This is a genomic window from Amycolatopsis jejuensis, from assembly GCF_000717335.1.
GTDB lineage: Bacteria > Actinomycetota > Actinomycetes > Mycobacteriales > Pseudonocardiaceae > Amycolatopsis > Amycolatopsis jejuensis.
This window is the reverse complement of record NZ_JNYZ01000002.1, coordinates 301,764-314,911: the sequence shown is the minus strand read 5'-3', so window position 1 is coordinate 314,911 and position 13,148 is coordinate 301,764. Positions and strand designations below refer to the sequence as shown.

The following is a 13,148-nucleotide window of genomic DNA, read 5'->3' as shown; positions in this document are numbered from 1 at the left end:
GGTCAGCCCTTGAGCGGGCCGCCGTTGATCGCGACGCGGGTGCCGTAGCGGGTGTGCGGGTAGTAGTCGTAGGTCGCGTGGTGCTGGACGCAGCGGTTGTCCCAGAACACCAGCGTGTTCGGCGCCCACCGCACGCGGCACGCGAGCATCGGCCGGTTCGGCACCAGGGAGAACAACAGGTCGAGGACCGCGCGGCTCTCGTCGGCCGAGAGCTGGGGGATGTGCGAGGTGTAGGCGGGGTTGACGTACAGCAGCTGCCGGTCGGTTTCCGGGTGCCGCACGACCAGCGGGTGCTCGCTCACCGGGACCTGGTAGCCCGCCGGGATCTGGTGACCGCGGAACGCGAGCGCGCCGTCGTGCACCGCCGTGAGGTCCGCGAGAAACTCCTTCATCTTCGGCGACAGCATGTCGTAGGCGAGGTGCATGTTGGCGAACAGGGTGTCGCCGCCGCTGCCCGGGTCGGGCATGCGCGTGATATGGAGCATCGAGCCGAGGGATGGCTCGGCGTCGGCGGTGCCGTCGGCGTGCCAGCCGTTGCCGAAGACGTTGGCCGCTTCGGGCGCGGTCGCGACCTCCAGAATGTACGGGTCGCCGTGTTCGGGCGGCGGGTTGACCGGGCGCAGCTCACCGAAGCTCGCGGCCAGCCGTTTGTGGTCCTCGCCGGTGATGTCCTGGTCGCGGAACACGAGGACGTGATAGTCGAGGAAGGCGGTCTTCAGCTCGGTGAGCTGTTCGCCGGTGAGTTCGCGGGTCAGGTCGAGGCCGGAGACCTCGGCGCCGATCACCGGGGTGAGGCCGTGGACGGTGAACGTCCGGTAGCCGGGCGCGGGCCGCGTCGTGATCCGGCTGACGGCGTCGAGTTCGTACTGCTCCATGGTTTCCTTTCCCTCCCAGGGGTTTCAGGGGGCGGACAGTGCGTCGGCGATGGCGGTGGCCGCCACGATGCGGTAGTGCGTCGCGGGCAGTTCGTGCCAGCGGCTCGGGTCGGGGAGCAGGGCCTGCCAGCCGGTGCGGTCGGCGACCGGCAGGCCGGGTTCGGGTTCGGTGGCCAGCCAGACGTGGCTGGCGGTCGCGGTGAGCCGGGGCAGCTCGTGTCCGGCCATGCTGTCGAGGTTGGCGCGGCAGGCCCGGGCGAGCCGCCGGGCGTGGTCGTCGGCGGCGCCGCCGAGCTCCCGCCGGAACACGGCCTCCAGCTGGGTGTCGTCGTAGTCCGCGGTACTGGCGCCGGGCGGCGGGGGGTCGATGAGGTGCAGTGCCCGCACCGGTTGCCCGGCCGCCTCGGCCTCGGCGGCCATCCCGGCCACCACCCAGGCACCGAACGACCATCCGGCCAGTTGCCAGCGGTAGCCGGGGAATTGAGTGTGCAGGGCGGCGTGGTACCGGCGGGCCCGTTCTGCGACGGACCAGCCCGGTGGTTCCGGCCGGTTCAAGGCAGGGTCGGCGATCACGCAGACACCGAGGCTCGGGTCCAGGGCCTCGACGAGCGGACGGTACGCATGCACGTCACCGCCGACCGGATGCACGAGACACACCGCGTCCCGTCCTTCACGCCATTGCTGCACCACGACGTCGCTGGTGTCCTCGGCGGTGGACAACTTCGCGAGCAGCGCGGTCATCGTCACCTCGGGGCCGAGCCAGGCAAGGTCGAGGTCGACACCGAAGAGGCGTTTCACCGAGTCGACGACGTCCAGCAGCATCAGGGAATCGGCGCCGAGGTCGTACAGCGGCACGTCCGGGTCGAGTTCGGCGGCGCCGAGAAGCGCGCGGACTTCCTCGGTGAGTTCCGCTTCGGGATCGGTGGCCGGGGCCGGGGCTTGGGTGTCGCGCTCGTGGAACGTGCGGGCGGCGTCGAGACCGGTGGTTGCGACGAGCAGGTGCGGCAGTCCGGACCCGAGCGCGCGAGAGAAGGTGCGGCGACCTTCTTCGGAGCTGAGGCCGACCTTCAGGTGCGCCTGGTGCCGGGTGTCGGATTCCAAGGCGGTGACGGCCATGCCGGTGTCGCGCCATACGTCCCAGCCGATCGACAGCCGCTCGGTCGGGCCGTCGAGGTGGGCGAGTGCGTCGAGGAATCCGTTGGCAGCGGCGTAATCCAGCTGTCCGGTGCCGCCGAACTGGGCGGACAGCGAGGAACAGTAAACGGCGACCGCGGGCCGGTGCTGTTCGATCAGCCGCTCGGTGAGCAAGGCACCGGCGAGTTTGGCGGCCTGCGGGTCCGGGCTGCGGGTGGCGATGAGACCGCTGTCGGGTACCCCGGCGGCGTGGACGATTCCGGCGAGCGGTCCGTCGACGTCGATCCGGTCGGTGGTCAGATCAGCGGCGAGCAGGTCGACGCGGTCCGCCCACGGTTCGAGCGCCGCCGGGAGCCGGGGTTCGCGGGCCAGCAGAATGACGCGGCCGGTGGTCCGGGTCAGGATTACCTCGCCAATGGCGGTCCCGATGCCGCCGGTGCCGCCGAGGATGAGGTACGTCCCGTCGGCGAGAATGCGCTCGCTCGCGGACACCGGTACCGCTTCCTGCGTCCACCAGAACCCGCCTCGTAACGCGACCCGCTGCGGCGGAGGTGGCCCGGTCAGCAGTCCGGCGAGAGCGTCCAGGCCGGGATCGGGGAGATCGACCCAATGCCCGCGTACGCCGCTTTCCTGCGGCCCCACGGCAGTCACCCCGGCGAGCAGCCCGGCTTCGGGCCGCGTGACGGCGCCATTCGCGGGTACCGCCCCGGCGGAAACCCACCATGTCCGCACCGGGCGGCCGTCGATGGCCCGCAGGAGCGCGGCCGGAGTGTCGAGGCAGGCCCAGCGCGCTTGGGCAAGGGAGCCTTCGGCGACGGGTCCGGTGATGCCGAGCGGCAGCGTGTGGACCCAGTCGATCTCCGCGCCGGGCAAGGCATCGAGCACCCGGCGCAGGTCCGCGGGGTCGGCGGGGTCGGCTTCGAAGGTGTCCGGCCCCGACCTCGTGAAGTGATCGGCCGCGTGGACGCGCACGACTCGCCGGTACCCCGCGTCCAAGGCCGGTGCGGGTAGCGGGCCGCTGAGGACCAGGATCCGTTCGGTGCGCTCGGCGGTTCCGGTGGCCCGGCGGAGGCGGACCCAGGTGGGCTGGTGCAGCCAGTCGCCCTCGGGCAGCCGCGAGACGGTGGCCCGCCGCGGGAAGTCGAAGTCCCGTTCGGCAAAGGCCGGGGGAGGGAAGTCCCACGGCGCCGGAGCCGACGTACGACCCCCCTCCGCTTCGACCTCCTGTGGTTCCGCCGTGCGCAACCACGCCACGGCCGCCGCTGCATCGGCACACGCCGCGGTCACGCGCCAACGGCCCTCCGCGCGGCCGGACTGCAGGTGCCGAAGAACGTCCACATAGGACTCAGAGTGGGCGGCCAGGTAGTCCGCCACCCGTTGGGCGTCGAGGCGCAAGGCAGTCGCGCTGCGCGCGGAAAGCACCACGCGGCGGGCCGGATCGGCAGGCGCACGTGGCACCGGCCGGGATGATTCCACCACCACGTGCGCGTTGGTCCCGCCGATCCCGAAGCTGCTCACCCCCGCCACGCGCGGGCCCGCGGGCCACGGCTCGGCCTCGGTCGGGATCCGGAACGGGCCCAGGTCCAGCGCGGGGTTCGAGGCGCGGAAATCGACGGTCGGCGGGAGGACGCCGTGGTGGACGGCCAGCGTCGCGCGGATCAGGCCGACCACTCCCGCTGCCGCGCCGAGGTGGCCGATCTGGCTCTTCACCGACGACAGCGCACATCCGGCCGAGTCCGGCATCGCTTCGCGCAGCGCGGCGACCTCGATCGGGTCGCCCAGACGTGTCCCGGTTCCATGGGTTTCCACGTACCCGACATCCGCACCGGACCGTCCGGCTCGCTGCAGCGCGGCCCGGATCGCTTCTCGTTGCCCGGCCGGGGAAGGCGCGCTGTAACCCTGTTTCACGGCGCCGTCGTTGGTCAGCGCGGAGCCCGTGATCACCGCGTACACCGTGTCGCCGTCGTGGCGTGCCTTGCTGAGCGGCTTCAGCACCACCACGCCGACACCGCTGCCGCCGACCGTCCCGTCCGCGTCGTCGCTGAACGGGCGGCAATGCCCGTCCGCGGAGAAGATGTGCTGCGGCCGGTATCGGTACCCCTCGGCCAGCGTGACATCGACGAGGACCCCGCCCGCCAGCATCACGTCCGCTTCGCCGCCTCGCAGCATCCCGGCGGCCTGGTGCACGGCGACGAGCGAACTCGAGCAGGCGGTCTGGGTCGTGAGCACGGGGCCGGTCAGATCGAGATGGTAGGCGACCTTCGTGGCGAGGAAATCCTTCTCGTGGTGGAGGGCGAGCTGGAAGCCGTCCGGCAGCGCGGCCGGGTCGGCCTCGCGCAGCATCTGCTGGAAGTACGTGTTCTCGCCGCAGCCCGCGATCAGCCCGACCCGCCCCGCCGCACGGGCGATCCCGGCGTGCGCCAGCGCTTCGACCGAGCACATCAGCAGCTGCCGTTGCTGCGGGTCCATCAGCGCCGCGTCCCGGTGGCTGATCCCGAAATGTTCGGGGTCGAACCCCAGCGGCCGGTCCAGCAGACTGCGCGCACCGACCAGCCCCTCGGTCGCCGCGAATTCCTCGATACCGCGGCGGCCTTCCCTTGTCAGGTTCCAAAACGCGGCCAGATCCGGCGCGCCCGGCAGCCGTACCGCCATCCCGATGATGGCCACCGGCTCGTCGGTGCCTGCCGAATCCGCGACCGGCGCGGGGGCGGCACCGCTCTCCAGATGCCGGGTCAAGTCCCGGAGGGTGACGTGCTCGAAAAGATCGGCCACGGTGAACCGGTACCCCGCCTCGGCGCAGCGCAGGTGAAACCGCATCAGCGACAGGCTCGTGGCACCGGCGGCGAAGAACGTCTCGTCGGGGCCGATCGGCACCCCGGTCACTTCCTCGAACAGCACCGCAAGCTCGCTCGGGTGCCCGGCGGCCCGCTGGAGGTCTTCGCCGGGGGTCCGCGGTGCCGCGTCGCGATCGAGCTTCCCGCTGGGCGTGCGCGGCAGCGCGGCGACGACCCGGAACCGGTCGACGCGCGCGTGCGGCGGCAACAGCGGCGTGAGGTGCGCGACGAGCTCGGCAGTGGTGGTCGCGCGCCGGGATTCCAGGTACGCGGTCAGCCGGTCCCCGTCCGCCGCGACGACGACGTTCACGACGTCCGGATGCCGCAGCAGCGCGGCCTCCACCTGCCCGAGCTCCACCCGGTGCCCGCTGAGCTTGACCTGCCGGTCGGCGCGGCCGTCGAAGTGCAGCAGCCCGGAGTGGTCGAAATGCGCGAGGTCGCCGCTGCGGTAGTACAGCTCGGGTAGTTCGGCGAACTTCTCCTCGGCCGCTTCGCCCAGGTAGCACCGGTTCGCCGGGAGACCACCGATCAGCAGCTCGCCGATCTGCCCCGGCGGCAAGGGCGCGCCCGTGGCGTCGGCAACCCGCAGTGCGGTGTTCGCCACCGGACGTCCGATCGCGGGCCGCTCGGGCCACTGCTCCGGGTTGCCGTCGAGGGTCAGCGCGCTCACCACGTGCGTTTCGGTGGGACCGTAGTGGTTGTGCAGCCGCACGCCGGGCAGGCCGGCGAACCAGCGGCGGATCGCCGGGGTGCACACCAGCTGCTCGCCCGCGGTGACCACGTCCCGCAGCCGCGACGGGTAACGCCGGGCCCGCGCGCCGTGCTCGGCCAGCAGCTGGAGCGCGACATACGGCAGGAAGAGGCGTTCGATCCCGGCGGTTTCGAGCTGGTCGAGCAGGGCCGGGACGTCGTGCCGCCACTCCGGGCGGACCAGGTGCAGCCGGCCGCCGCCACAGAGGGTCGTGAAGATCTCCTGGAACGACACGTCGAACGACAGCATCGAGAACTGCTGCGTGGCCGCGGGCGGCGCGTCCTGCCATTGGATGAGGTTGGCCAGTGTGCGATCCGGGACCCGGACGCCCTTGGGTGCGCCCGTCGAGCCGGAGGTGAACAGCGTGTAGAGCGGCCGCCCGGCGCGGCGGGCCGGAACGTCCGGCACCGGCCCGTCGGTCAGCGTGACGAAGTGCCGTTCGATGTCGGTGTCGAAGGCGTCGCCCGGGGCGAGCAGCACACACCGCGGCTGGACCCGCTCGAGTACTTCGCGCAGCAACGCGGGCGGATACCCGGGGTCGAGCGGCACCGCGGTGATGTTCAGCCGCGCCAGCGCAAGCAGCGCGACGACGTGTTCCGCCGACGGCCGGAAGTACAGCGCGACATCAGTGGCGTCGTCGGGGAGGACAGCGGCGAGGCGGGCCGCGTGCGCGTCCAGCTCGGCGTAGGACAGCGTCGTGTCGCCGACCAAAGCCGGAGCGTCGGGAGTCCGTGCGACCTGCCGCGCGAACCCTTCCGCGACGGTGTCCCAGGCCAGCTCTGCCGGTTCGCCGCGGCCGTGGTCGGGCAACCCGCGGCGGTACGGCTCCGCCAGCTCGGCCGGGGTCCCGCCTTCGGTGAGGGCGCGGGCGAACACCTCGCCGAGCGCCTCGGCTTCGGCCGCGGTGAAGTGGCCGTCGCCGTACTCCCAGAGACAGTCGAAGCCGTCCGGCCGTTCCACGACCGACAGCGTGAGCGCGCACTTGGCCTCGGCCGCTTCGATCCATTGTGGACTGATCGGGCACCCGGGTACCTTCAGCGCGGCGAAGTCGGTGTTCTCCAGGACGAACAGGTAGTCGAACGCCGCCTGCGCCGGTTCGAGGTCGGCGAACGCGACGTCCTGGTGGTCCAATACCGTGCCCGCCGCCGCGCCGAGCCGCCGGAGCTGGGGGTCGAGGTCTTCGTCCGGGTCCACCGCCATCGGCAGCCGCACGGTATTGGCGAACATCCCGACGCTGTCCTCGAACTCCCGCATCGGCCGGTTCGCCACCGGCGACGCGATCCGCGGCCGGGTCCGCCCGGTCACCGCGTACAGGCTGGAGGCGAACACGCCCAGCAGGAGCTGGAACCGGGTCAGGCCCAGCTCACCGGCCCATTCGTCGACCCGCGTGCGCTCGATCGTGGTGATCCGCAGCCGCCCGGCGAGTGACGCGTCGCCGGCGGACCCGGGGTCGTCGGGGAGCCGAGCGGCCAGCGATGCCCGCTGGGCGTGGTAGGCAGGGGAGGCGAACCACCGCGACTGCCACCCGGCGAAGTCGAACGGCGTGTGCGCGCCAGGATTCGGAGCGCCGCCGGACAGCTCACGGAAGAGCACGTTCAGCGACCAGCCGTCGACCGCGATGTGGTGCAGGCACAGCAGAAACGTGCTCGAACCGTCGGTCTCCGGCCGCCACGCCGCCCGCAGCAGCCGGCCCGACGCGAGGTCGAACGGTGCGGTGAAGAAGTCGTCGTCCGGTTCGATCCACGGGTCATACGGCGCTTTCGCCACCTGCCGCAGACCCTCGGGTCTGGCTTCGAACGCCGTCCGCAGCGCCGGGTGCCGTTCGACGACCGCGCGGACGTTCTGGTGCAGGTCGGCCTCGCCGGTGATCCGGAAGGCAAGCGGCACATGGTACGCCGTCGACCCCGGATTTCGTTGCTGCAGCAGCCAAAGCCGCTGTTGTTCGCTGGTCGCGGGCGCTGTGGTGGCGATGGTCGGCGCGGCAAGCTCCGGGTAGGGCGGACGACGTGCGGCCGTGACCGCGGACGCGAGGTCGGCGAACGTGCCACGCTGGACCACCGACGGCGCCAGGTCCGCACCCCAGCGCTCGCGGATCGCGAACCGCAGCCGCAACGCCTTGAGCGAATCACCGCCGGACCGCAGCCAGGTGTCCTCGGGCCGGGCGTCCGGAAGGCCGAGCACTTCCTCGACGACGTCCAGGATCTCGCGCTGCCACGACGTCGCTTCGCCGCTGCTGCCCGGCCGCCACGGCGGGAATCCACTGGCCAGGAGCGCGGGTTCGTCGACCTTCCCGTTCGCGTTCCGGGGCAGCTCCTCGACCCGGAAGACGAGGTGCGGCCGCATGTACGACGGCACGGTATCGCTCAAGTGCGCTTCGAATGCGTCGTAGGAAAGACCGCCGGTGACGACGAAGGCGAGCAGCTCCGCCGTGGCCGCGCGGCGGACGGCGACGTGGGCTTGCCGGATCTCCGGATGCGCGAGGAGCCGCTGCTCCAGCTCGCCCGGCTCGATCCGGAACCCGCGGACCTTCACCTGCCGGTCGGTCCGCCCGGCGTAGGCGAACAGCCCGCCGGGCAGCACGCGCACCAGGTCACCGGTGCGATAGAACCGTGCGCGGCCGTCGTCGAACCACGGCAGCCGCACGAACCGCTCCCCGGTTTCCGCGGGCAGGCCGCGGTAGCCGGGCGCGACCCCTGCTCCCGACAGATACAGCTCGGCGACCTCGCCCTCGGCGGCCACGCGCTGGTCCGGCGTCACCGCCACCGCACCGGTGCCCGGAAGTGGACGGCCGATCGGCACCACGTCGCCGTCGAAGTCCCGCGGAATGGGGTAGCTGAGCGCGAACGTCGTGGTCTCGGTGGGGCCGTACCCGTTCTGCAGCCGGGTCGGCGCATCCGGATTGGCCTGGTACCAGCGGCGGATCACCGCCGCGTTGAGCTGCTCGCCGCCGACCAGGACCCGGCGCACGGTCGAGAAGCTGTCCGGCACGGTTTCGGCGACGGCGTTGAACAGCGTGGCGGTGACGAACATCGTGTCGATGCGTTCGCGGACCAGCGCGTCGGCGAACGCCCGCGGGTCCCGGACGGTGTCGTCGTCGAGGATCACGCACGTGCCGCCGGCGAGCAGCGGGACCCAGACCTCGAAGCTGATCGCGTCGAATGCCGGATTGGCCAGTGACGCGAAGCGCGTGCCGGGGTCGAGCCAGCCCGGCTCGGCCAGCCGGACGATGCCCGCGTCCCGCACCTCGACCCCTTTGGGCCGCCCGGTCGTGCCGGAGGTGTAGAAGAGGAACGACGCCGGAGCGGGGTCGGCCGGGACGGCGGATTCGGCAAGTAGTTCAGCAGGCGGCAGCTCGTCGTCGACGACCACCGCCGCCCCCGAGTCGGCAAGGATCACGTCCCGGCGGGCGGGCGGGCTCTGCCGGTCCAGCGGCACGACTTGCCCACCCAGCCGCAGCACCCCGAGCATGACCTGCACCAGCTCTGCCGACCGCGGCAGCGCGACCGCGACGGCATCCCCCGGGCGAACCCCCTTGCGGGACAACGCTTCCGCGACCGCGGCGGCTCCGGCGTCGAGCTGGGCGTAGGTGAGGCGGCGGGAACCATCGGACACGGCGAGTGCGTCCGGGTGCAGCCGGGCCCGGTCGTGGATGCGGCGGGCGATCGAGGTCATCGGTCCGCCAGTTCGGCGGTGATCAGCTCCGCGACCCGTGGCAGCGCGGCGCTTTCGAGCAGGTCCCAGTGCCCGCAGCCGACCGGGACCACCTCGAACTCGCCGAGCACGCGGCGGCGCCAGAACTCGTCGCCACCCGGGATCGTGTCCTCGCCGGTGGCCTGCACGAACACCACCCGCGCGGCCGATTCGCCGGGGTCGTGCTCGCGGGCGGTGTGCCGGTTGTGGTTGTACGTGCGGTGGTAGCGCTCGATCTGTGCGTCCTCGATGCCCGGGTACATTCCGTTGAACCGCACCAGTTTCTCGCGGAACTCGGCCGCCGGGACCGGCCCGATCGCGGCCCGCGCGGCGGGGTCGTCGGTGCCCGCGGTGTCGAGCAGGACGACGCTGACCCGCGGATGCCGCTTCGCGAGCCGCCGGCCCATCTCGTAGGCGACCAGGCCGCCGTAGGACAGTCCACACAGGACCAGGACCTCACCGGGCTGCGGCGCGACGAGCCGCAGGTACTCCTCGGCCATCGCCTCGACACTCGGCAGCGGCTCCTCACCGGGGCCGAGCCCGGGCGACTGGATCCCGACGACCCCGGCGTCCTCGGGCAGCGCCGCGCTGAGCGGCAGGTAGCAGAATGCCGTCCCACCCGCCGGATGCACGCACACGACGCGCGCCCGGCCGGTGCCGCGGCGGAACTCGATCAGGCTGCCACCGGCGCTTGCCGGTTCGTCCGCCCGGAGCAGCGCGGCCTGCGCCTCGATGGTCGGGTGCAGGATCACGTCCCGGATCGGCAGCTCACGGCCGAACTCCGTGCCGATGGTGTGGGCGAGCTTGATCGCCGAGATCGAGGTGCCGCCGACGTCGAAGAAGTCGTCCGACACGCCGATCGACGGGTGCAGCAGCAGGTTCCGCCAGATCCGGTGCAGCGCGAGTTCGACGTGGTCGCGCGGCGCGGCGGTGTTGACGGTGTTGACGGCGGTGCTCGCCCGCGCCTGCGCCAGCACGGCGTCGCGGTCGAGTTTGCCGCTGGGGTTGAGCGGCAGCCGGTCGAACTCGGCGAACACGGACGGGATCATGTAGTCCGGGAGCCGGTCGGCCAGCGCCGCGCGCCATTCGTGCAGCGTCCGGCCACCGCCCGCCACTCCGGCTACGAGCTTTGGCTCACCGGCGCGGTCCACCAGCACGGCCGCCTCGCGGACCCCAGGCACCGCGAGCAGCGCGGCCGTCACCTCTCCGGGTTCGATGCGGAACCCGCGCAGCTTGATCTGGTCGTCGCGGCGGCCGGCGTACTCGGCTTCCCCGCTCGGCAGCCAGCGGGCCAGGTCACCGGTGCGGTACATCCGCTCGCCCGGCGCGAACGGGTCCGGCACGAACCGTTCCGCGGTGAGCCCCGGCCGGTGCAGATACCCGCGCGCCAGGCAGTCCCCGGCCAGGAACACCTCACCGGCGATCCCCGGCGGGACCGGCCGCAGCCGTTCGTCCAGCAGGTACATCCGCGACCCGGGCAGCGGCCGTCCGATCGGCGCCGGGCGGTCGACCGGCTGCGGGTCGAAGTGGGCGGTGGCGTACAGCGTGGCCTCGGTCGGCCCGTAGCCGAAACAGATCCGGAGGCCGGGCACGGCCGCGGCGAACCGGGCGAGCGCGGCCTCCGGCAGGGGTTCGACCCCGGTGAGCACATGCCGCAGCGCCAGCCCGGCCGCGCGGGCCGGGTCCTCGTCGATCCACCGGACATAGGAGGGCGGCAGAAAGGCCTGCACCACCTGGTGTTCCCGCAACCACGCCAGCAGTGCCGCCGGATCGGCCCGGACGTCCTCGGGCACCACGTGCAGCACGGCGCCGGTGGTGAGGGGAAGCAGCAGTTCGTGCACCGAGGCGTCGAAGCCGATGCCGGACCACGCCGACGTCGCCTCACCCGGGGTCGCGCCGAAGCGGTCAAGCCACTGGTCGAACAGGGCGAGAACGCTGTGGTGGGTGACGGCGACCCCCTTGGGACGCCCGGTCGAGCCTGAGGTGTAGATGACGTACGCGGTTTCGCCGGGCCCGGCCGGCACCAGTCGCCGCTTCGGGTCTCCTTCGGCGGCGAGAGCCGCAATTGAATCCGGGTCGTCACGCAGCACGAGGGCCGGACGTGCGTCCTCGATCATCGCCTCGCGCCGGGCGGGCGGCTGGGCCGGGTCGAGGGGGAGGTACGCCGCGCCCGCCTTCAGCACGCCCAGCACGGCGACCACCAGTTCCGTCGACCGTTCACTGTGGATTGCCACCACCTCGCCCGGCCCGACGCCGCGGGCGCGCAAGGCATTGGCCAGCCGGGTGGTGCGCTGGTCGAGTTCGCCGTACGTGCTGGTCCGGCCGTCGCAGACGAGGGCGGGGGCGTCCGGGGCAGCATCGGCATGGGCCGTGAACCGCTCCACGAGCCCGCCCGGCCGGCGATTCGGGCGCGGCCCGGCGCTCCAGGCGAGAATTTCGCGCCGTTCGGCCTCGTCCAGGAGTTCGTAGCTCGTGGCTTCAGCGTCCGGACGTGCGACGAGCTGTTCGAGCAGCCGGACGAAATACCGCGCGTACCGCTGCGCCGTGGCATGGTCGAAGAGGGCGACGGCGTAGTCGAGATGCCCGGTGATGTCGCCGTCCTCGTCGGCCATGCCGAGTGCCAGGTCGAACTTCGCGGGCGCGTGCTCCACTTCGAGCGGTTCGGCGGCCACTCCCGGCAGCTCCAGGAGGTCGTGCACCGTCGGCACCCACGCGACCATGGTCTGGAACAACGGCGTGTGCGCCGGGCTGCGTGGCGGGTTCACCAGCTCGACGACCCGCTCGAACGGCAGGCCGACGTGGTCGATCGCGCCCCGGAGCGCCGCCCGGACCTGCTTGAGCAGCACCGCGCCGGTCACACCGCCGCCCAGATCCGCCCGCACGGCAAGGGTGTTGACGAAAAATCCGATCGTGGCCGGGTACTCGCCGCCCCCGCCGCGGTTGGCCGTCGGCACACCGACAACGATGTCATCCTGCCCGGAAAGCCGGGACAGCAGCATCGACCAGCAGGTCAGGACCGCGGAATAGGGCGTGACACCGTGCTCGCGTGCCAGCTTCTTCACCGCAGCGGTGAGGTGTGGCCCGAGGGAGACGCGGACCCGGGCTCCGCGATAGTCCTGCCGGGCCGGACGCGGGCGGTCGGCAGGGAGATCCAGCACTGCCGGGACGCCATCGAGCCGGTCGCCCCAGTACGTCTCGTGCGGCTGCGGAGCCGGACCGGCGAGCCAATCCTGTTGTGCCCGTGCGTATTCCCGGTACGGACGAGTCTCCGGCAGGTCCGCCAGGTCGCCACGCAGCTCGGCGGTGTAGAGGACGCCGAGCTCGCGCAGGAGCACCGTGCGGGACCAGCCGTCGAAGACGATGTGGTGCACGGTGATCAGCAGAATGTGGTGCTCGGGGCCGTCGATGAGCAGCCGGGCCCGGGCCGGTGGAGCGCTTGCGAGGTCGAACGGCTCGAACGGTTCGGTACGGCGCAGCGCTGCCTTGTCCTCCGGCTGTCCGGTCACATCGGTGACAGTGCACGGGAAACCAGTCTCGTCGAGGACGATCTGCACCGGTTGCCCGTCCTCGACGGCGAAGCGGGTCCGCAAGGTTTCGTGCCGTTCGGCGAGGGCGTCGAGGGCCCGGCGCAACGCTGCACGGTCGAGTGGACCGCGAAGGGTGAACGCCATGGTTTCGTTGTAGGCCGAGCCTGCCTCGGTGAGCTGGGACACCGTCCACAAACGCTGCTGACCGGACGACAGCGGTGCGGACACCTGCATCGAGGACGGCCTTTCGGGGACGGTCAGGGAAAATTTGCTTGCCTTTCCGAAAAGTTAACACCGAACGTTCGCAGCGGTAACGAGTTGTCGTGCAAGTCTGCCC

The 13,148-nt window shown here is 72.0% G+C and carries 3 protein-coding genes; all 3 read right to left on the bottom strand.

What is annotated here, in order from left to right; genetic code table 11:
- Window positions 1–2: 2 nt before the first annotated feature.
- From OO71_RS02875 to OO71_RS02865, 3 genes are read right to left on the bottom strand one after another with little or no spacing between them, the layout of a single operon-like run.
- A complete protein-coding gene (locus tag OO71_RS02875; RefSeq protein WP_033287993.1) occupies window positions 3–875 on the bottom strand; it encodes a TauD/TfdA dioxygenase family protein in 873 nt (290 codons plus the stop codon).
- A 24-nt stretch (window positions 876–899) separates the two neighbouring features.
- Complete coding sequence (locus tag OO71_RS02870) at window positions 900–9,266, bottom strand: non-ribosomal peptide synthetase (RefSeq protein ID WP_033287992.1); 8,367 nt, start codon at window positions 9,264–9,266, stop codon at window positions 900–902.
- Window positions 9,263–13,045 carry a non-ribosomal peptide synthetase gene (locus OO71_RS02865; protein WP_245633548.1) on the bottom strand — a complete coding sequence of 1,261 codons (3,783 nt, stop codon included), beginning with the start codon at window positions 13,043–13,045 and terminating at the stop codon, window positions 9,263–9,265. The genes OO71_RS02870 and OO71_RS02865 overlap by 4 nt, the downstream gene beginning before the upstream one ends.
- Window positions 13,046–13,148: the final 103 nt, after the last annotated feature.

What these genes read in the sequence shown, in the direction of transcription:
- OO71_RS02875 (WP_033287993.1), bottom strand. Translation starts at nt 875, where the DNA reads ATGGAGCAGTACGAACTCGACGCCGTCAGCCGGATCACGACGCGGCCC.
- OO71_RS02870 (WP_033287992.1), bottom strand. Translation starts at nt 9,266, where the DNA reads ATGACCTCGATCGCCCGCCGCATCCACGACCGGGCCCGGCTGCACCCG.
- OO71_RS02865 (WP_245633548.1), bottom strand. Translation starts at nt 13,045, where the DNA reads ATGCAGGTGTCCGCACCGCTGTCGTCCGGTCAGCAGCGTTTGTGGACG.